The following is an 18,867-nucleotide window of genomic DNA, read 5'->3' as shown; positions in this document are numbered from 1 at the left end:
GAGATGAAGATGAGAACCTTATACGAGAGCCAGTTCAAGGAAGCCGGAGGCATCGCATCCGAGGTGGGTTTGCAGAGCCGACATGCCGAGGTTCTGTTGGGCAAGATGGAGTTGTGCTTGTGAGCGAAACGGTTTCCTCCTATCGCGGGCTGTGGCGGCTGTTGCGCATGGTCCGGCCGTCGGGGCTGCTGCTAGGCGCAGCGGCTGCCATGGCCCTCGTCTCCGTGGGCGGCACGCTGGGCTTTCCGATCTTGACCCAGCGTGTCGTCAACCAGCTCGCCGCAGGCGCGCCAGACCCCACCAGCATCGCGATGCTGGTGGCGGTGCTGGTGGTCTCGGCCGTCGCTTCGGCCTTGTCATCCTATCTGCTGGCGCGCGCCGGCCACACAGCGGTGGCGTCGTTACGCGGCGCGCTGGTCGGCAAGCTGCTCAGGCTGCCGGTGGCGTCGTTCGATCGGGACAGCACGGGCGAGCGGGTCAGCCGCGTGCTGAGCGATTGCGAATCGATCTCGGACCTGGCCACCCATCAGACGGTGAATCTGCTCACCGGGGCGCTGCTGCTCGCCGGGTCCGTCGCGGTGCTGTTGTACCTGGACGTGCGGCTGGCGTTGGCGCTGATCGGATGTATTGCGGGCGCCGGCGCGGTGGTGATCCCGCTGACGGGAATGATGGAAGGCCTGTCCCGCGGGACCCAGGACCGTACTGCGAAGCTCGGGGGCATCCTCACCCATGTGTTCTCGGAAATCCGCCTGGTCAAGGCTTTCACCGCAGAGGCGCACGAACGCGATCGCAGCCGCAGGGAGATCGAACACATCAAGGGGCTCGGGCTGCGGATGGCGCTGCTCAACATGGCCATCGCGCCGCTGATGAGCCTGGCCATGACCGCGGCCATCGTGGTCATCCTGGTCTACGGGACGTCGCGCGTCAGCAGCGGCGCCATCAGCATCGGCACGCTCACCGCGTTCATTCTCTACATCTTCAACGTCGCGGCGCCTCTGGTCCAGTTGACCACCTTCGCCGCTGAGCTCCAGAAAGCCAAGGGCGCCTCGGGCCGCATCATCGACATCTTGCGGGAACGTTCGGAGGCACCGACCCGAGGCAAGGTACCGAGGCGCATCCACGGGATACTGCAGTTCCGCAACGTGTCCTTCGCATACCCGGGGCGACCGACGAAGGTCCTGCACGAGATCGACCTCGTGTTCAGGCCGGGCACGACCACGGCACTGGTCGGCGCCAGTGGTAACGGCAAGACCACCGTGCTGTCGCTGATCGAACGCTTCTACGAGCCGAGCGGCGGTGCGATTCTTTATGACGGGCAGCCGATCGCCTCCTTCCCGCTGGCGGCGTGGCGAAGCAAGATCGGCTATGTCGCCCAGGGGGCGTCGATCATGCCGGCGAGCGTGCGTGACAACATCACCTACGGCATGAGAAGCGATTGCTCCGACGAGATGGTGCGTGCGGCGGCACAGAAGGCCGGTGCGCTGTCGTTCATCGAACGGATGCCCGAGGGCTTCGACACGCTGCTGATCGAGCAGGGCTACAACCTGTCGGGGGGCCAGCGGCAACGTATCGCCATCGCCCGCATGTTCCTGCGCGACCCGGAGATCCTGATCCTGGACGAGGCGACCTCCAACCTCGACAGCGAAACCGAGCACCAGGTGACGGCGGCGCTCACCTCGCTGATGCAAGGCCGCACCAACATCATCGTCGCACACCGCCTCGCCACCATCATGCAGGCCGATTGCATCTACTTCCTCGACGGCGGGCGCATCTCGGGCGCTGGCCGCCACGACGAGCTCGTCGCCACCCATCCCGCCTACGCACGCCTGGTGGAGCGCGAGTTTCTGAAGTCCAAGGAGGAGGCCCTGCTGGAGGCCTGACCCACCGCCCTGGGCACCTCCGTGTGTCCGCATGCCGGGCTGCTCGGAGTTGTTGAAACACAGGAAGCTCGACACGAAGGATTCAAATGGATGCGAACGACGAACAGCGCCACGCAGAGCTGACCATGCGATATGCCACCGAGCAGCTCGGCCTGGCGGCGATGCTGCGGCTGACCCATGGGCTGGCTCGCCCGGGGCAAGAGGCCTTGGACATGGTCTTGCCTGTGTTGGTCGACAAAGGTGCATGGATGAAGTTGCATCTGCTGGAGATCGTGGGCTTGTCCCCCAACCGCACCCGGGCTTTGCTGGAACAGACACTGGAACTGTTGTCGGAGCCAGCCCCATGGAGCGAGGAACATCTCCGTGCGGCCCTGCAGACGTTGGCGCAAGGTGTGGGTGCGCGGGGTGAAACGGCCGTCGAGTTGCTGTTGCGCATCGTGATGCTGCGCGGGCTATCGCCATTGCCTGTGGTCCCGGTGATGGCCATCCTCGGCCGCGAGCGCTCGGTGCAGCGCTTGCGTGCGGTGCTTGTCTCGTACGTGGAAGGGCAGCTGATTGGATGACACCAGCCGGGGCCACGTTGCGGGACGTTCGGGGCAAGCGCAGGGTAGGGTGATGCCGGACTGTCCGGGTGGTCACAGGCTGAATGAAAGTGTGCCAAGGTTCCGGCAGCCGTCCGACCTGTAGATCTGGCGGCAGCGCCTGCGCGTTCTTACCACTCCGTGCTGCCTGCCCTGGGCGCAAGGCCGGCCGCGGGGCAGGGCGTGTCCGCGATCGCAGCTGGCCTGTACCTTGCAAGCCAAGCGGTCGCTCCCTCGTTTGAGGAGCACGTCGCATCGGAACTCGGCATGAAACGCCACCAAGGTGCGCGAGGCGGTGGGGCGAGCGGCGTTGACGACCTTTGTGGGAGAGTGACCCGTGCCTGCACGTATCGAAGACTATGCGCTGATCGGCGACTGCGAGACGGGTGCCCTGGTGGGCCGCGACGGCTCGATCGACTGGCTGTGCTGGCCGCGCTTCGACTCGGCCGCATGTTTCGCGGCCCTACTCGGCGCGCCGGAGCACGGACGCTGGCGCGTCGCCCCCTGCGATCCCGCGCCGCGGGTCACCCGTCGCTACCGGGAGGGAACCCTCATCCTCGAGACCGATTTCGTGACGGATGAAGGCGCCGTGACCCTGATCGACTTCATGCCCCTACGGGGTACCGCGTCGGATCTGGTGCGGCTCGTCGTTGGGCGGCGTGGCAGGGTCACACTGCGCAGCGAGCTGGCGATACGCTTCGACTACGGAAGCGCTGTGCCCTGGGTCACCCGCTTGGAAGACGGCCACGGTATACGCGCGGTCGCGGGCCCTGACATGGTGGTGTTGCGTGCCTCGGTCCCGATGCGGGGCGAGAACCTGAAAACGGTGGCGGAGTTCAGCATCGGCGCCGGCGACCAGGCAAGCTTTGTGTTGACCTACACCGCCTCTCATCAATCCACACCTGCTGCCATCGATCCGTACGAAGCACTGGCGGACACCGAAGCATTCTGGCAAGGCTGGTCGGGTCGCTGCCAGCACGTCGGGGACTGGAACGAGGCCGTGGTGCGCTCGCACATCACCCTGAAAGCGCTGACCTACGCGCCCACCGGTGCCATGGTGGCCGCTCCTACGACGTCCTTGCCCGAGCAGTTGGGGGGCAGTCGCAACTGGGACTACCGGTTCTGTTGGCTGCGCGACGCGACTTTTGCGCTGCTGTCGCTCCTGAACGCGGGCTACCGTGAAGAGGCCGAGGCGTGGCGAGACTGGCTGCTGCGCGCGGTGGCCGGCAGCCCCGATCAGATACAGATCATGTACGGCGTTGCGGGCGAGCGCCGGCTGACCGAGTCGGAACTGCCCTGGCTGCCTGGCTATGAAGGCGCCCGCCCGGTGCGGGTGGGAAACGCAGCCTACGGACAGCTCCAGCTCGATGTGTTCGGAGAGGTGGCCGACGCGTTCCACCATGCACGCCGGGCAGGGCTGGCGGCCACCGAGGTCGGCTGGGCCCTGGAGCGCTCGCTGGTCGAGCATGTGGCGCAGGTCTGGGATCAGCCGGACGAGGGCATCTGGGAGACACGCGGGGGGCCGCGTCATTTCACCCATTCAAAGGTGATGGCCTGGGTGGCGCTCGATCGCGCGCTCAAGAGCGCGGAGGCGTTTGGCCTGCACGGGCCGCTCGACCGCTGGCGCGTCCTGCGGAGCTTGATCCACGAGGACGTGTGCCGCAAGGGCTTCGACTCCGGGCTGGGCAGCTTCGTGCAGTCATACGGCTCTCGACAGCTCGATGCGAGCTTGCTGCTGATCCCGCTGGTCGGCTTCCTGCCCCCGTCCGATGCCAGGGTGCAAGGCACCCTGCGTGCGATCGAGCAACGGCTCGTGATCGACGGGCTGGTGCTGCGCTACGACACCGATACCGCGGCGGATGGACTGCCGCCGGGCGAGGGCGCCTTTCTGGCCTGCAGTTTCTGGTGGGTGGACAACCTGGTGCTGCAAGGCCGGCACACCGAAGCGCGTGCGGTGTTCGAGCGCCTGCTCCGTTTGCGCAACGACGTCGGCTTGCTCGCGGAGGAGTACGACTTCCAGCAGGGGCGGCAGCTCGGCAACTTTCCGCAGGCGTTCAGCCACCTTGCACTGGCCGACAGTGCGCGCAACCTCTCCTCGGTCCAGCGTCCGGCGATGCAACGCACAGGGACCGCATGACAGGCAAAGTGTCCGAGAGGGCGATGCCCGGTGGCTCCCGCGCCACGCCCGCCGCGCGGGCTCGACGTGTGCAAGCTTGGGCGGGTCACAGGCAATAGCCATCAGCGTAAGGGGTTGGGCGTCTCTCCTCGATCGAGCCGAGGTGTGGCTTCAGGCTGGTGCCCAGCAGATGCCGGAACGCGTACGATGAGCTGCCATGGTCCATGCCCAACATCCCAACCCACGGAGTCGTCCCATGAGAAAGCTCATCGCATCCACCTTCGTCTCCCTCGACGGCGTCATGCAGGCGCCTGGCGGCCCTGAGGAAGATCGCACCGGCGGGTTCGCCTTCGGCGGCTGGACGTTCAACCACTGGGACGAGGACATGGGCCGCTCGATGAACGGCTTCGACGGCAAGGACCGCGAGCTCTTGCTTGGCCGCAGGACCTACGAAATCTTCGAAGCCTATTGGCCGTACCAGCCGGCCGACAGCCCGATTGCGCAGACGCTCAACGCGGCCAAGAAGCATGTGGCCTCGCGCACGCTGAAGCAGCTGCATTGGAAGCACTCGACGCTGCTGCAAGGCGACGTGGTTGCGGCGGTCGCGGCGCTCAAGGCAGAGGCGGGACTGGACCTTCAAATCATCGGCAGCGGCAACCTGATCCAGACGCTGCGGGCCGCATCGCTGATCGACGAGTACAACGTGTGGACCTTCCCGGTCGTGCTCGGGCGCGGCAAGCGGCTGTTCGAGGCGGGCGCGAAGGCGGGCGGGCTGCGGCTCGTCGCTTCGCAAGCCTCGGCCACCGGTGTCGTGATGAGCACCTACGTGCCTGCCGGCGATGTCCCGCTCGGATCGTTTGCGCAGTTCGAGCCGAGCGCGAAGGAACTCGAAAGGCGCGCGAAGCTGGCGCGTGAGGCGGGCTGACGCGGTGTGCCTCGGTGGCGTTCCGGATCTGAAACGAGGCTGCCCGATGCCCATACGTCGGAACGTGACGACGGCGTAAAGGGAGCACTTTCCTTTCCTCGTGCCTTCAAAGAATGCGACGTGGCACTCGAGATCTCGCGTCTAATCGGCGCTCCGTCGTCCGACGGCGAGATGGAACCCACGAGGAAACTGATCATGAAGCTCGTTCGACCCCTGCCTGCGGCCCGGGCCTCCACAGTGGCAGGCTGCCTGCTCGTCATGCTCGCGTCGCACAATGCGCGTGCCGTGATGCTCGAGGGGTTTGAGACCCCAACGCTGCCGGCCGACCAGCGGCTCACATACTCGCCCACAGGCGCGCAATGGGTGTTCGGCGGCACCACCGGACGAGGCATTCAGCGCAACGGCAGTGACTGGCGGGCGCAGAACGCGCCGCAAGGCCGCCAGACCGCGTTCCTGCAGGGCGGCAACGCCAAGATCTCGAGCACGGTTCGCCTTGCCGCCGGAGGCCACTACAAGGTGTCGTTCTATGCTGCGCGCCGGCCGTTACAACCCAACGTCCCCAATCCGATACGGGTGAGCGTTGGGGGTGTGCCGCGAGGCGAGGCCATCGCGCCGAGCAGCACCGAATTCCAGCAGTACGCCACGCCGGCCTTCTACCTCGAGAAAGGCGGCGACGTCACCATCGAGCTGGCTTCCACCAACGCGGCTGTCGGCGACTTTGTCACCTTTGTCGATGCCGTGTCCATCACGCAGGTGGGTCAGCAGGAGTCGATGGTGATCGACATCATGCCGACCGATGCCGAGGGTGTCATCCGCGACGACATCGGCCATGCGACCTTCGGCAGCGGGGTCGAGTTTCAGCAAGCGCAGATGCGCATGACGATGGAGCCACAGCTCGGATATTCGCCTGCCTTGGGCAACACGATCGGTGCGCTGCGGCTCGGATCGTTCCGCTTCCCCAACGGCACACCCGGGCTCCACTATTTCTCGGAGTACCCGTACAAGAGCTATCCGGAGGATGCGGCCAAGGGCACCAACCCCACGACGGCGTACCGGACGCCGGAAGAAATCGTGCGCTATACCGGCCCGGAGCGCTGGAACATGGAGCGCGTGTTCGAGGTGAACACCGATGCCTTCCTTGACTACGGTGCGATGCGGTACGTCAAGAAGACCGATGCGGCCAATCGTCCCATCCTCGACGGTGCCGGCCAGCCCATTATTGATGCGCAGAAGCTCGGCATCGCGGCCAGCCGCGCCGCCGACTGGGTGCGTCGCGATCAGCAGCAGACGCTGTATTGGGAAGTGGGGAACGAAGACTGGGCCCGATGGTCTGCGGCGCAGTACGCCGACATCTTCCTCGCCTTCGAAGACGAGATGAAGCGCGCTCGCCCGGACATCAGGTTGCTGGCGCAGGGGACGGTGTCCACGTTCAACGGCAACACACCGGAAGCTTGGCTGGGCACGCTGAAAGACAGGCTCCAGTCGGTGAACAAGATCGGCTCGGTACATGCCTACTCGATACACCAGTACTTGAGCACCGACCCCTACCTTGCCGACACCGATCCGTCCGTCAGGCGAAGCAAGCAGACGCGTGACCTGTTCGGCAAGATCGCCGAGGGCGAACCGGTGAAGACCATCCGCCGGCTGCTGGGCAAGGACACTGCCAACGCGTCCACGCGCGACTGGCAGATCTGGATGACCGAGTACAACATCCAGCAGCCGACCGGGAGGGCGGACGGCAGCATTGCCAAACTACAGGACATGGGGCATGCGCTCGTGATCGCCGACTGGACCGGCAACCTGCTCGAGCAGAAGATCGACCGGCTTTTCATGCTGTCGCTCGACGACAACCCCAGCTTCGCAATGGTGCAGTACACACACGATGGCACCACCCTCGCCAACCCCCGTGTGACCGTTCCCGGCTACGCCTTCGGCATCTACAGCCAGGAGTTCGGGAAGACGATGCTGCGCAACACGGTGGCCAACAACCCGGTCATCACCGCGCCCAACGGCAAGCGTTATCCGCAGGTGGGGGTGTACTCGTCGATCGACGAGGCCGGCGCGGCGATGAAGGTCGTGGTCATCAACCGTGATCTGTCCAACGCCGCAACGGTGCGCCTCAACGTGCTGCCAGCCGGGCGCAAGTTGGTTAATGGGCAGTATGCGTTGAGGCGCTTGAGCGCCGCCAACATCACCGACGGCAACATGCAGTCGGACGCCGTGAAGTGGCAAGGCCCGATGTATGGCAACCAATCGACGGTGGACGGCATCGCCCAGCGCTTGGAGCCGGGATCGGTGAATCTGTTCACCCTCCCTTTGAAGGCGGCGCAATAGGGGCCGCTGCTAGCCCGTGTAGGCGGGCAAGGCCCGCCTACCTTGAAACCGGAATCGCCCCCTTGGGTGCATTCACCGTCTCTCTTCGCTGGCAGCCCAGGGGCTTGTTCACCGAGTGGCGGGCGATGCCGTCGGCCAACCTTGTCAGCGGCTCTCCGTCTTCCGCCCGACGTTGTCGGCAGCCGGGCTCGTAGCCTTCAACCGCTCCAGCAGCGCTTGGCCGACTTGCAGCGCAGACGCCGGGTTCTGGCCGGTGATCAGCTCGCGATCGATGACCACATGCGGTGTCCAGGGGGCCCGGTTGCTGCTGTATTGCCCGCCCGCCTGTTCCAGCGCCGTCTGCGGATAGAACTTCATCACACCGCCGTTGAGCACCGCTTTCGCTTGCGCTTCTTCGTCGTTGCTGATCACGGTGAACCGGTAGCCGGCATAGATCCAGTTTCTCTGCCGAGCCGCCTGGTTGCGCTGCTCCATCTGACGCTTGAAGGCCACCGCGTCGGGCAAGGCCGACAGCAGCGCGACCGGCCCGTGGCAGACCAGTGCGGTCGTCTTGCCTGCACGATGAAAGTTCGTCAGCAGTCGGCCCAACTGGGGGCTGGCGAGCAGGTCTTGCATCGGCGCGTGGCCTCCCGGCACGTAGACGGCATCGAAGTGCCCGTAGCCGATCTGCTCGACACGCTCCAGGCTCACCACCGGAGAAGACAGGGGCGACGTGAGCTTGAGGTTCTCCAGCAGTGTTTGGTATTCCTTCAAGGACGCGGCGCTGCCGCCGAAGTGCATCGGGTCGATCGAGCTGGGGTCGACGCTGGGCGCCTTGCCTTGCGGGGTGGCGAAGGTCACCTGATGACCGGCATCCAGCAGCAGCTTGACCGGTTGCAACAGCTCATTCAGAAAGAAGCCGGTGACGTAGCGCTTGCCGTCCTTCAGCTCGAGATGGTGCGCGTCAGAGAGCACCACCAGCACGTTGCCGGCTTGAGCGCTCATGGCGGCAAGCGACACGGCGGCGAGGGCCGCGATGCGGGCGAAATATTTCATGCTTGTTTCTCCATTGCAGTGAGGTCGACGCCGGCCTGAGCCAGCAGGAGGTTGCGTAGCGCTTCGCCCACGCCGGTGGCCGATTGCGGGTTCTGGCCCGTGACCAGGCGACCGTCGACCACCACCTTGGCGGTCCAGTCGGGGGCGGGCTCGAGGAGGGCGCCGCGCGCCGCCAGCGTGCTGGCGAGCAGGAAGGGCACGACATGCGCCAGCTGCACGGCCCGCTCTTCGTCATCGGTGAAGGCGCTCAAGCGCTTGCCGGCGACCAGGTAGGTGCCGTCGCTGAGCTTCACGTTGACGAAGGCGGCAGGGCCGTGGCACACCGCGCCCACCACACCGCCGGCCTCATAGATCTGGCGCGTGGCGTCTTGCACGGCGGCACTGTCGGGGAAGTCCCAGATGGCCCCGTGACCGCCGGCGAAGAAGATCGCGGCGTAGCGGGACGGATCGACATCGGCCAGGCGCGGCGTGTGGCTCACGGCGTTTCGGAACGCCGGGTTCTGCCAGTAGCGCGCGTTGGTGGCGTCGGTGAGGTCCAAGCCGTCCACCGGCGGCTCGCCGCCTTGGATGGACGCGTACTCCACCGGGATGCCGGCCGCTTCGAGCACGGCCACAGGGTGCGTGACCTCGGCCAGGTAATAGCCGGTCTTTTCGCCGGTGCTGCCTTTGGTGCCGTGGCTCGTGAGAACGACCAGAACCGGTTTTGCCGTCAGCCCTTGCCGGGCTGCTGCTGTTTCCATCGTGAACTCCTGTGGGGGTGGGTTGAACCGATGAGCGTCACTGTATTCAGTCTTCTCGCGGCGATAAACTGGCTCTCCAGGAATTGATCTGTTCTTGAGAGGCAAAGATGGCGCGACGTTTTGATCACCTGGCCGACGTGGAAGCGTTTGTCGCGGTGGTGGACCACGGGTCGTTGACAGCGGGTGCGGTCGCTTTGTCGACCACGGCGTCGGTCTTGAGCCGTGCCATTGCCCGGCTGGAGGGCCGGCTCGGCACGCAGCTGCTGCGGCGTACGACCCGCCGGCTGAGCCTGACCGACGCCGGGCGCTTGTATCTGGAACAAGCGCGCACCGCGTTCTCCTTGTTCGACTCGGTGGAGCGCGAGATTCAGGGCCAAGAGGGGGAACAGCTGTCGGGCCGCGTGCGCCTGACGGTGCCGACGACGTACGGGCACTACCGGCTGCCGAGCCGCTTGCAAGGTTTTCTCGCGCAGCACCCGCAGGTGCAGCTGGAGCTGAACATCACCAACCGCAATGTCGACCTGGTGGCCGAGGGGTTCGACATGGCGATACGCCTGGGCCAGTTGCCCGACAGTGGGTTGGTGGCCCGCAAGCTGGAAGATGCGACGCTGTGTCTGGTGGCGTCACCGACGTATCTCAAGCGCAGGGGAACCCCGCGCACGCTCGAGGAGCTGGCTCAGCACGTGTGTGTGCCCTTCGTGCTGCCGAGCACCGGGCGGATCGCGCCCTGGCTATTCAGCACCCAGTCAGGGGACGTCGATTGGACAGCGCCCGCGGGCATCCAGGTGTCGGATGACGTGTTGGGGATGGTGTCGCTGGCGGAGCAGGGTGTGGGGGTGTGCCAGACCTACGATTTCATCGCGCAGGAGCGTATACGTCGGGGGCAGCTGGTGGAGGTGTTGCCCGAGCTGCGCGGCAGGAGCCGGCCGTTCTCGTTGATCTATGCACCGCATCGGAGATTGTCGGCAGCGTCTCGGGCGTTGATCGAGGCGCTGGCGGGATGACATCCTTGCCGGTCAGAACGGCGGGGAGGATGTCAAGGGTGGCTGCGACGACCTGCGTGGCGCTCAGCGCTTGTCAGTGACCCGGTCGAGAAACCGGAGCACCTCCGCGCCGATCTCCTGGGCGTGCGTCTCCAACGCAAAGTGACCGGTGTCATAGAAGTGGACCTCTGCGTTCGCGTTGTCGCGCTTGTACGCTTCGGCGCCGGCCGCAAGGAAGAACGGATCGTTCCTGCCCCACACCGCCAGCAGGGGCGGCTTCCGATCGCGGAAATAGGCTTGGAAGCGGGGATAGAGGTCGACATTGCTCTGGTAGTCGCCGAACAGGTCCAACTGGACCTCGATGTTTCCGGGCCGGTCTAGCGCCACCTGCGCCAAGGTGTAGCCGTCCGGTGACACCTTGCTCTTGTCCTTGACCCCTTCCAAGTACTGCCACTTCGTCATCTCGAACGTCATCAACGGCCGCAAGGCGTTGCGGTTGGCCGCGGACGGCTCTTTCCAATAGGCCTGGATCGGCGCCCACGCCTTGCTGAGGCCCTCTTCATATGCATTGCCGTTCTGCGAAATGATCGCCGTGATGCGTTCCGGGTTCTTCAGCGCCATTCGAAATCCGGTGGGCGCGCCGTAGTCGAAGACATAGACGCTGTACCGCTTCAGGCCGACGACTTCGGTGAACGCGGCCATCGTCTGCGCGATCGACGCGAAGGAGTAGCGATAGCGCCGGGCTGCAGGCACTTCGGTGAGGCCAAAGCCGGGCAGGTCGGGCGCGATCACGTGGTACCGCGTCGCGAGCTGTGGAATCAGGTCGCGAAACATCGCCGACGAGGCTCCGAAGCCATGCAGCAACAGGACGTGCGGGGCGTTCGTAGGGCCCGCTTCACGATAGAAGATGCGCATACCGTCAACCTCGGCGTGTCGGTAGCTGACGGGCGAACCCACTGCGGCCGCGGCCTCGGCTGCGGCTGCCGGGATGGGCAGGCCAAGTTGGATCGTGCCGCCCATGGCGACGAGCAGGGTCAGCGCGAGCGGTCGGGCGTGCTGCAGCACGGTACGTCGAGAAACTGTTGAAAGCATGACGGTGGCTCCGAGTGGTGAGAGTGAGCTGTATGACGATCAAGGGGCGCCTGCCAGAGGCGGGTTAGGCGGATGCACCACGACCGCCGATAAAGATAACGATCGTGATGCAATCACTTTAGATAACGAGCGTTATCTTTGTCAACCGTAAAATTGCGACCGTTACGACAACAGGGGTCCAAGGTGCGTTACAAGCCTGGCCATCGAGAGGAGTCCCGCTTGCGCATCCTGCTTGCCGCCGGGCGGGGGTTTCGTAAGCGCGGCTACGAGGGCATAGGCGTCGACGGCTTGGCCAAGGAGGCCGGGGTGACCTCCGGAGCCTTCTATGTGCACTTCGGTTCGAAGGCGGAGGCCTTCAAGGAAGCGGTGCTGGCCGGCCTGCGCGATCTGCAAGCCGGGGTCGAGCGCTTTCAGGCCGAGCACGGTCCCGGCTGGATCGAGGCGTTCGTTGATTTCTATTTGAGCGACAAGCGCACATGCGACCTCTCAGAGGCCTGCGCGTTGCAGTCACTCACGCCCGAGGTCGTGCGCGCCGAGGCGACGGTGCGGGACCTCTACCAGTCTGAATTGGCGAAGGTCATTGATGTGATTGCAAAGGGGCTGCCGCAGCCGAATGCGGCCGAGCGGCGCAACAGCGCCTGGGCCTTGATCTCCATGCTGAGCGGTGCCGTGACCATCGCACGCGCGATGCACGACGCGCCGCAGGCGGCCAAGGTCGCCAAGGCCGTGAGACCTGCGGCAATTGCGGTGGCGCGCAGCGCGAGCGGCGCCGGGTAGCGACGGACTGACCTGCACCTTGAAGCGAAGCCGGTGCATCTCAGCCTTCTTCCCGGATGTCGAGAGACACCGCGCCTTGGGTCACGATCAGATGAGAGGTGGGGCGCCCATTGCAAAACGTCCGACCGAGAGCGGCTGGGCGTGAGGTTCCGGTGGAGGAGACGAGGGCTGCTGCAAAACTTCCTCTCAGGCTCCTGCAGGTTCCCGGAAGGGGCCGGCGAGGGAGCCGCGCCGCCATGTCCTTTGCCAGTGTCAGTGGCACTCCAATAATCCCCAGTCATGGCATCTAAATTTTCCCCACCCATCGAAATCGCGAAGGAGCGAGAGATGGAAGAGGAAGTTCAAAGGATGGCTGCAGAGGCCGGTACCGTGCCCGTCTGGAGACGGAGCATGGAGGTGGCGGTGGTTGGGCAAGAGCAGTGGGAAGCGATTCGCGAGCGCCGCGCCGCCGGTCAGAGCATCTCGGCGATCGCGCGGGAGCTGGGGCTGGACCGCAAGACGGTCAGAGGCTGCCTGGCACGTGATGAGTGGAAGCCGTACAGCCGGGAGGTGAGGCGCCCGACACTGCTGGACGAGCACATTGAGTGGCTGAACCGGCGGGCGCCGCAGGTGGGATTCTCGGCGCGGGTGCTGTTCCAGGAGCTGCGTGCGCAGCGGGGCTTCACGGGCTGCTACGAGGTGGTCAAGGTGGCGGTGCGTCCGCTGCGCTCGAGTGCGTCGGTGGCGGCGATCACGCAGATGCGCTTCGAGACGGCACCAGGTGAACAGGCGCAAGTGGACTGGGGCCAGGTCAAGGTGTGGCTGGGCGGCGAGGCGACCCGGGTGCACGTGTTCGTGATGACGCTGGGCTACAGCCGCCGGGCCTACGCCGAGGGCTACCTCAGCGAGCGGATGGACAGCCTGCTGTCGGCGCACGAGCGGGCCTTCGATCACTTCGGTGGCGTCTGTCAGTCGCTGCTGTACGACCGGATGCGCACGGTGACGATCGGCACGACCGAGGACGACGCCGGTGTGCGACGGGCGAAGCTGAACGCGACGTTCCAATCATTTGCCGGGCACTGGGGCTTCACGATCCGGCTGTGCCGGCCGTACCGGGCCAAGACCAAGGGCAAGGTCGAGTCCGGCGTGAAGTACATCAAGGGCAACTTCGTGCCGGGCCGCCAGTTCCGGGACCTGGAGGACTTCAATGCCCAGCTGGCTGCCTGGCAGGCCGAGGTCGCGGATGTGCGCGTGCACGGCACGACGCATCAGCGGCCGATGGAGCGCTTCGCCGAGGAGGCCAAGGCGCTGATGCCGGCGGCCGGCCATCGCAGCTTCCTGCAAGCCATGGTGCGGGAGCGGGTGGTCGCCGAGGACTGGCTCGTGGCGATCGACGCGAACCGCTACTCGGTGCCGTTCCGACTGATTGGCAAGACGGTGCAGGTCGCCCGCGAGGGCGGCAGCTGGATCATCCGGCACAAGGGCAAGGTCGTGGCCGAGCACGCGGTGCTGAGCGGGCGTGCGCAGCTGAGCGTCCTGCCCGAACACGGGCCTGGAGCGGTACCCCGTAACCAGCGTCAGCGATTCGGCTCGATAGGCGAGCGGCCCACTGCGCCATCCCAGAGCGAGCGCGACGTCGAGGTCCGAGACCTCGGGGTCTACGACCAGTTGCTGCACGCCGTTCGGGAGGCTGCGTGATGAGCACGACCACCCGTACCCCCAAGATCGCTGAGGCGATGATGCCGCCGTCAGCGATGACAACCCCCGCGCAGCTGGAGCGGCTTGGTGAGCACCTGCGCAAGCTGCGACTGCTCAAAAGCGGCGAGCGGCTGGAGGCACTGCTGCAGCACGCTGCGGCCCAGGAACTGCCGTATGCCGAGTTCCTCGAGCAGGTGCTCGGCGAGGAGGTTGCGGCCAAGACGAGCAAGAACATCGCCATGCGCACGGCGATGGCCCGACTGCCCTTCGTCAAACCGCTCGAGACCTTCGAGTTCGACTACCAGCCCTCGATCGACCGCAAGCAGGTCCATACCCTGGCAAGTTGCCACTTCATCGAGCACGGCGACAACGTCATCGTGCTCGGCCCACCGGGCGTGGGCAAGACGCATCTGGCGGTCTCACTTGGGCTCAAGGCCATCGCCAACGGCTACAGGGTGCTGTTCACGACGGCGGCCAACTTGATCTCCGTGCTGACCAAGGCGCATGCCGAAGGCCGCCTTGAGGAGAAGCTCAAGGTCTACGCCACGCCTCGGTTGCTGATCATCGATGAGATCGGCTACCTGCCCATTGACCGGCTGGGTGCAAACCTGTTCTTCCAGCTGATCAGCCGCCGTTACGAGCGGGGGCCCATGATCCTGACCAGCAACCAGAGCTTCTCGGCGTGGGGTGACGTCTTCGGTGACCGGATCATCGCCACGGCCATCCTTGACCGGCTCCTGCACCACGCCGTCACGCTGAACATCCGAGGCAACTCCTACCGACTCAAGGACAAGCTGAAGGCCGGACTGATCAGGACCCAAGACAACGAGGGTTCACAACCGGGTGGGGAAATTTAGGTTGCCGCGGCTGGGGAAAGTTGAAATGCCCTTGACAGCCAGGATGTCGCGCTCGGTCTCAAGCATCGGACCCTTGACGAACTGATCGATCAGTTCTTTGGGATTGGACGGCAGTGCCGCCCCGGCGGCCGCTGCCGGCTTCTTTTTGCTTGGCCTACATGCTCCTGTTCGACATGCTTCCAGCCCGCAATATCGCCCCGGTCGTTGATGCAGCCACTCGCCCGTGTCGATCAGCCGCGGTTATTAGAACTAGAACGCCTTGCCCAACATCTTGATCATTGAAGGCAGGCTGGGCCGACGGGGTACTGTGGCCTGACGCAAGGCATGAGGAGGTGCCTCACCGGACGACTTCGAGTAGGGTCTGTTCACACGAATAGCCCACGTGCGTGCTCCCTGGGCGAGGTGCAACCGTCGTTGCGAGCTCGTAGTGTGGCCCCGCCACACGCCTTGTTCGCGCCTAGTCCTGTGCCCTAAACGCGCCGCCGCACGCAGACTATTCGTGTGGAACAGGCCCTAATAGGCGCTCCGAACGATGTCGGGGTGCTTGCGCATCAATATGTCATCGGTTGTTGGCGGCGATGGCTGCTGCCTTGATCTCTGCATTCGCTTCCGCCAGCAATTGCTTGGCACGCTTTGCGTGGCCGCCAAGATCATGGTGGTTGGCAAATTGCGCATCGTTCAAACGATCATAGGCTTGTTGCACATGGTCTTGAGCGGCGGCCAGATTGGGGTGCAGCTTAGGGCTGACGCGCTGTTGCGTCGGCTGCGCACAGGCCACCGTCACCGCGGCGACGGCCACCACAGCTCCCGTCATCCACGGGGTTTTGGTCTTGAGACTCATCATTGCTCCCGAAAAGTAGGTCGGACGAAGCACGCCCATATTCCGAATCAGAACTGCCTTTGTCTAAGCCAGGCAACATGGACATCGAAGTCAGACCTTGCAGCTTGTGCTACAGGTTGAGCGGCCGCCACCATGAATGACACTGGCCAGGTAATAACGGCAAGGCCGTCAATGGGTTGACCTGGATATATGTCTAAATGTTAGCGATCGGCCTTGCAGCAGGCCTGGTCCGTTTGGGGATAAAGGCATGGCCTTCGCCGTGAGGCTCTCGAACGCGGGCGTTTTGATCGACCTGCATGTGTATGAGGGCCAGCTCCATCGATTTCTTGGCGCTTCAGGCCAACGGGTGCGCGACAACGTCGTAGCGCTCGGGCGTCATTGAAATGAAATGCTAAACCCGTAAGAGGGCGAAGCGGCTATCCCTCCATCATCCAAGCTCAACTAGACTCTACTCACATGACGGCAATCACAGGGTACGCTTTGGCTACCCACGAGGTTGGGCGGCTGCCAATTGCCGCGCCAACGCGCTTTTAATCTGCGCTCGCAGAAGCCTTCAACTCGCGCTTCAGGTCGCCAACAGCAGGCAGTGAAAAGGCGTGCTCAGCACGCGTCGGCTGGCACAAGCATTTCCTGCTTTATCGACAATTTGCGCATTATTTACTCCTGAGGAATGAGATCGATGAACGCTAAGTTTTTTCTCAACAGGCGCATGGTTCTAAAAACAGCTGTTTTGTCGGGCGTTGCGCACTTGACGGCTTGCGGTGGGGGTGGCGGCGATGATGGCAGTGCCGGTGATAATGGTGCCGACGATAAGGAACCCAGCGCGTCCGATCTGGTGGTTGGCGTCGCTGGAAACGGATTCACGTTGAACGGAAAAAGCTGGCTGCCGCGCGGGGTCATGATACGAGGGTTCGTTGCACCCCCCGAATTCCTGCGTACGACAATTCCGAAAACATACAACGGAAGATTGCACTACGGTCAGGCCGAGCTTGATGCGGCAAAGAGGTTCGGCGCCGACACTTTGCGGTTCCAGATCGGTCAACCGTCGCTCGATGTCAAGTCGCCTTTATATGACGCGACTTACGTGCGAGATGTCATCGATGCAATCCTTCTTGCGAGAAGGAATGGATTTGTGGTGAATATCTCGATGCAAGACGGGTGGAGAAGCGGCGAGCCAAATATAAAGCCCTTCGCCACTGCGCATACCGTCAGGAACTGGGACATGCTCAACGAGGTGTTTGGCCAGGACAAAGGGGCGATATTTGAGCTTTACAACGAGCCGCAGGCCAGAGCGACTGCGGCAAATTGGAAAATTTGGCGGGACGGTTCCGCTGACGAATCAGGTCCTGATGCGCCGGTGGGGATGCAAACGTTGCTAGACCGCCTGCGTGAGCGGGGAAGCAAGAATGTGATAATTGTCGACGGCCTCGATTGGGCAAACACCCTGGAGGGAGTTCTACCGTTGGCTGATCCGCTGGAAAAAGTCGTGTACGCGGTGCATCCGTATCTGCATGGACGAGCGGGAGGGAAAAGTGACTGGGACCGGAGGTTTGGCAACATCAGTGCAAGGCTGCCCGTCTACGCAAATGAGTGGAGTGCGGGCGCGGGGTCGAAGCTCGGCCTTGATACTTTGCCCAGCTACCGGCCTGCCGTCGATTTGCTAAATTACCTCAGAGATCACGGCATTGCGCTGAGCGCTGGCGAGTTTGACGTGGAGGGGGTGTTGGTGCAAGAAGTGCCGGGCTGGATTCCTACGAATTACGACGGATATACCTCGGCTGACAATAAAGGAAATGTCGGCCAGCTTGTTCACAACGCATTCATTTCAAAATATTCGCGCCCTTTGACAATGCAGGATGCGCTCTCTTCTCCAAAAGAGTAATGCGGGAAAGTTTGAGTCCCAGCAGGATGGCCGCTGACTGTTGGCGGTCAATCTCTGGGTGAAAGGTCAGCGACGTGCTTCACGGCGGCAACGAGGATTCCGTTGCTGCGGCCTGCTCGATTTCGAACTGCAAACTGCCTAGCGCGTAGCGGCTACAGCCACCGGGCCAACAGGGCAGCCAGGGCGACCCCCAACGCGACGAATGCGAGCAACATCAACCAGCGATGGGTGTTGAACCACCACTGCCAGCTCTTCAGCCTGGCGCGATCGTCGAACCGCCCGTGCGCGCCATGGTCGCCGGGCACCGGGGTGTAAAGGTTGTCCTGGCGTCCCGGCGGCAGCGGACGGTCGGTGTGTTGGCCCGAATAGCCCTGGCCGGCCAGCATGCGGTCGATATAGCCGGGCACCAGCTTCTGGCCCAGCATGGCCTTGACGGCCGGGAAGCCGACCGCGAACTCCCGCCGGGGATGCGCGCTGGCCCAGACGATGGCTTCCGCGGCGAGTTCCGGCTGGAAGATCGGCGGCACCGGTTGTGGCTGCTTGTCGAGTGTCGTGCGGCCCCAGTCGAACTGAGGTGTGTTGAAGGCCGACAGGTGCACCATCGTCAGCGCCACCGCGCTGCGGTCGTGCATCAGCTCCGACCGCAGCGAGTCGGTGAACCCGCGCAAGGCCGCCTTGGCGCCGCAGTACGGCGCCTGCAGCGGTATCGAGCGGTAGGCGAGCGCGGAGCCGACCTGCACGATCACGCCTCGGTTGCGCGGCTTCATGTAGCGCAAGGCGGCGAGGGTGCCCCAGACCGCGCCGAGGTAGGTGACCTCGGTGGCCCGCCGAAAGTCCTCCGGCGTGATCTGGTCGCAGGGCGCGTAGATCGTGGCCATCGCGTTGTTGACCCAGACGTCGATCGGCCCCCACTCGTGCTCGACCCGCTGCGCCGCGGCCTCCACCTGCTGCACATCCGCCACGTCGGTCGGGATCACCAGCGCCTGTCCGCCGGCCGCCTCGACGTCACGGCGGGCGCCTTCGAGCCCATCCAGGCCGCGCGCCAACAGCGCGACGCGTGCGCCGCGCTGCGCGAAGGCCTTGGCCGTCGCGCGCCCGATACCGGCCGAAGCGCCGGTCACCACCACGATCTGTCGGGCGGTCATCT

15 protein-coding genes are annotated in these 18,867 nt (G+C 64.4%); 10 read left to right on the top strand and 5 right to left on the bottom strand.

The window, feature by feature from the left end:
* The first annotated feature begins 209 nt into the window (after positions 1-209).
* From AAW51_RS16815 to AAW51_RS16795, 5 genes are all read left to right on the top strand, one after another.
* Entirely contained in the window at positions 210-1,880 is a 1,671-nt protein-coding gene (locus AAW51_RS16815; RefSeq protein WP_169788043.1) for an ABC transporter ATP-binding protein, read from the top strand.
* A gap of 86 nt (positions 1,881-1,966) precedes the next feature.
* Positions 1,967-2,443: a hypothetical protein gene (locus tag AAW51_RS16810; RefSeq protein WP_047195522.1), complete on the top strand. Its 477-nt coding sequence runs from the start codon at positions 1,967-1,969 to the stop codon at positions 2,441-2,443.
* 355 nt (positions 2,444-2,798) lie between these two features.
* Positions 2,799-4,598: a glycoside hydrolase family 15 protein gene (locus tag AAW51_RS16805; RefSeq protein WP_047195521.1), complete on the top strand. Its 1,800-nt coding sequence runs from the start codon at positions 2,799-2,801 to the stop codon at positions 4,596-4,598.
* 235 nt (positions 4,599-4,833) lie between these two features.
* Positions 4,834-5,502, top strand: coding sequence for a dihydrofolate reductase family protein (locus AAW51_RS16800; protein WP_047195520.1), 669 nt, complete (start codon positions 4,834-4,836; stop codon positions 5,500-5,502).
* 6 nt (positions 5,503-5,508) lie between these two features.
* A complete protein-coding gene (locus AAW51_RS16795) occupies positions 5,509-7,836 on the top strand; it encodes a carbohydrate binding domain-containing protein (RefSeq protein ID WP_157359926.1) in 2,328 nt (775 codons plus the stop codon).
* A gap of 144 nt (positions 7,837-7,980) precedes the next feature.
* Here the strand turns inward: AAW51_RS16795 and AAW51_RS16790 are convergent, their stop codons facing one another.
* Both AAW51_RS16790 and AAW51_RS16785 read right to left on the bottom strand, forming a co-directional pair.
* Entirely contained in the window at positions 7,981-8,871 is an 891-nt protein-coding gene (locus AAW51_RS16790; protein WP_047195518.1) for a type 1 glutamine amidotransferase domain-containing protein, read from the bottom strand.
* Positions 8,868-9,611, bottom strand: a complete 744-nt coding sequence (locus AAW51_RS16785; RefSeq protein ID WP_047195517.1) for a type 1 glutamine amidotransferase domain-containing protein — start codon at positions 9,609-9,611, stop codon at positions 8,868-8,870. Before AAW51_RS16785 ends, AAW51_RS16790 begins: the two co-directional genes overlap by 4 nt.
* 107 nt (positions 9,612-9,718) lie before the next feature.
* On the opposite strand from AAW51_RS16785, the gene AAW51_RS16780 reads away from it, so the two are divergent.
* Positions 9,719-10,615, top strand: a complete 897-nt coding sequence (locus AAW51_RS16780; RefSeq protein ID WP_047195516.1) for a LysR family transcriptional regulator — start codon at positions 9,719-9,721, stop codon at positions 10,613-10,615.
* A gap of 63 nt (positions 10,616-10,678) precedes the next feature.
* Here the strand turns inward: AAW51_RS16780 and AAW51_RS16775 are convergent, their stop codons facing one another.
* Positions 10,679-11,509 carry an alpha/beta fold hydrolase gene (locus AAW51_RS16775; protein ID WP_047197936.1) on the bottom strand — a complete coding sequence of 277 codons (831 nt, stop codon included), beginning with the start codon at positions 11,507-11,509 and terminating at the stop codon, positions 10,679-10,681.
* Positions 11,510-11,905: 396 nt separating this feature from the next.
* Here AAW51_RS16775 and AAW51_RS16770 point away from each other — a divergent pair, with 396 nt between their 5' ends.
* From AAW51_RS16770 to istB, 3 genes are all read left to right on the top strand, one after another.
* Positions 11,906-12,463, top strand: a complete 558-nt coding sequence (locus AAW51_RS16770; RefSeq protein WP_238947618.1) for a TetR/AcrR family transcriptional regulator — start codon at positions 11,906-11,908, stop codon at positions 12,461-12,463.
* 327 nt (positions 12,464-12,790) lie between these two features.
* Entirely contained in the window at positions 12,791-14,140 is a 1,350-nt protein-coding gene (gene istA, locus AAW51_RS16765; RefSeq protein ID WP_157359564.1) for an IS21 family transposase, read from the top strand.
* Between the two features lie 74 nt (positions 14,141-14,214).
* Positions 14,215-14,997, top strand: coding sequence for an IS21-like element helper ATPase IstB (istB, locus tag AAW51_RS16760; protein WP_417903612.1), 783 nt, complete (start codon positions 14,215-14,217; stop codon positions 14,995-14,997).
* A gap of 559 nt (positions 14,998-15,556) precedes the next feature.
* Here the strand turns inward: istB and AAW51_RS16755 are convergent.
* Positions 15,557-15,871, bottom strand: coding sequence for a hypothetical protein (locus AAW51_RS16755; RefSeq protein WP_238947617.1), 315 nt, complete (start codon positions 15,869-15,871; stop codon positions 15,557-15,559).
* A gap of 646 nt (positions 15,872-16,517) precedes the next feature.
* Here AAW51_RS16755 and AAW51_RS29320 point away from each other — a divergent pair.
* Positions 16,518-17,720 (top strand): glycoside hydrolase family 5 protein, encoded by a 1,203-nt coding sequence (locus AAW51_RS29320; RefSeq protein WP_169788042.1) that lies wholly within the window; start codon positions 16,518-16,520, stop codon positions 17,718-17,720.
* Positions 17,721-17,872: 152 nt separating this feature from the next.
* Here the strand turns inward: AAW51_RS29320 and AAW51_RS16750 are convergent, their stop codons facing one another.
* Positions 17,873-18,865: an SDR family oxidoreductase gene (locus AAW51_RS16750; protein WP_053013654.1), complete on the bottom strand. Its 993-nt coding sequence runs from the start codon at positions 18,863-18,865 to the stop codon at positions 17,873-17,875.
* Positions 18,866-18,867: the final 2 nt, after the last annotated feature.

The sequence above is a fragment of the Caldimonas brevitalea genome (assembly GCF_001017435.1).
Taxonomy (GTDB): Bacteria; Pseudomonadota; Gammaproteobacteria; order Burkholderiales; family Burkholderiaceae_C; genus Caldimonas; species Caldimonas brevitalea.
This window is presented reverse-complemented; position numbering and strand designations above follow the sequence as displayed.

Coding starts and splice junctions, on each gene's coding strand:
- istA (WP_157359564.1), top strand. CDS start 12,791: ATGGAAGAGGAAGTTCAAAGGATGGCTGCAGAGGCCGGTACCGTGCCC.
- AAW51_RS29320 (WP_169788042.1), top strand. CDS start 16,518: ATGAACGCTAAGTTTTTTCTCAACAGGCGCATGGTTCTAAAAACAGCT.
- AAW51_RS16815 (WP_169788043.1), top strand. CDS start 210: ATGGCCCTCGTCTCCGTGGGCGGCACGCTGGGCTTTCCGATCTTGACC.
- AAW51_RS16790 (WP_047195518.1), bottom strand. CDS start 8,871: ATGAAATATTTCGCCCGCATCGCGGCCCTCGCCGCCGTGTCGCTTGCC.
- AAW51_RS16780 (WP_047195516.1), top strand. CDS start 9,719: ATGGCGCGACGTTTTGATCACCTGGCCGACGTGGAAGCGTTTGTCGCG.
- AAW51_RS16800 (WP_047195520.1), top strand. CDS start 4,834: ATGAGAAAGCTCATCGCATCCACCTTCGTCTCCCTCGACGGCGTCATG.
- AAW51_RS16785 (WP_047195517.1), bottom strand. CDS start 9,611: ATGGAAACAGCAGCAGCCCGGCAAGGGCTGACGGCAAAACCGGTTCTG.
- AAW51_RS16750 (WP_053013654.1), bottom strand. CDS start 18,865: ATGACCGCCCGACAGATCGTGGTGGTGACCGGCGCTTCGGCCGGTATC.
- AAW51_RS16775 (WP_047197936.1), bottom strand. CDS start 11,509: ATGCGCATCTTCTATCGTGAAGCGGGCCCTACGAACGCCCCGCACGTC.
- AAW51_RS16810 (WP_047195522.1), top strand. CDS start 1,967: ATGGATGCGAACGACGAACAGCGCCACGCAGAGCTGACCATGCGATAT.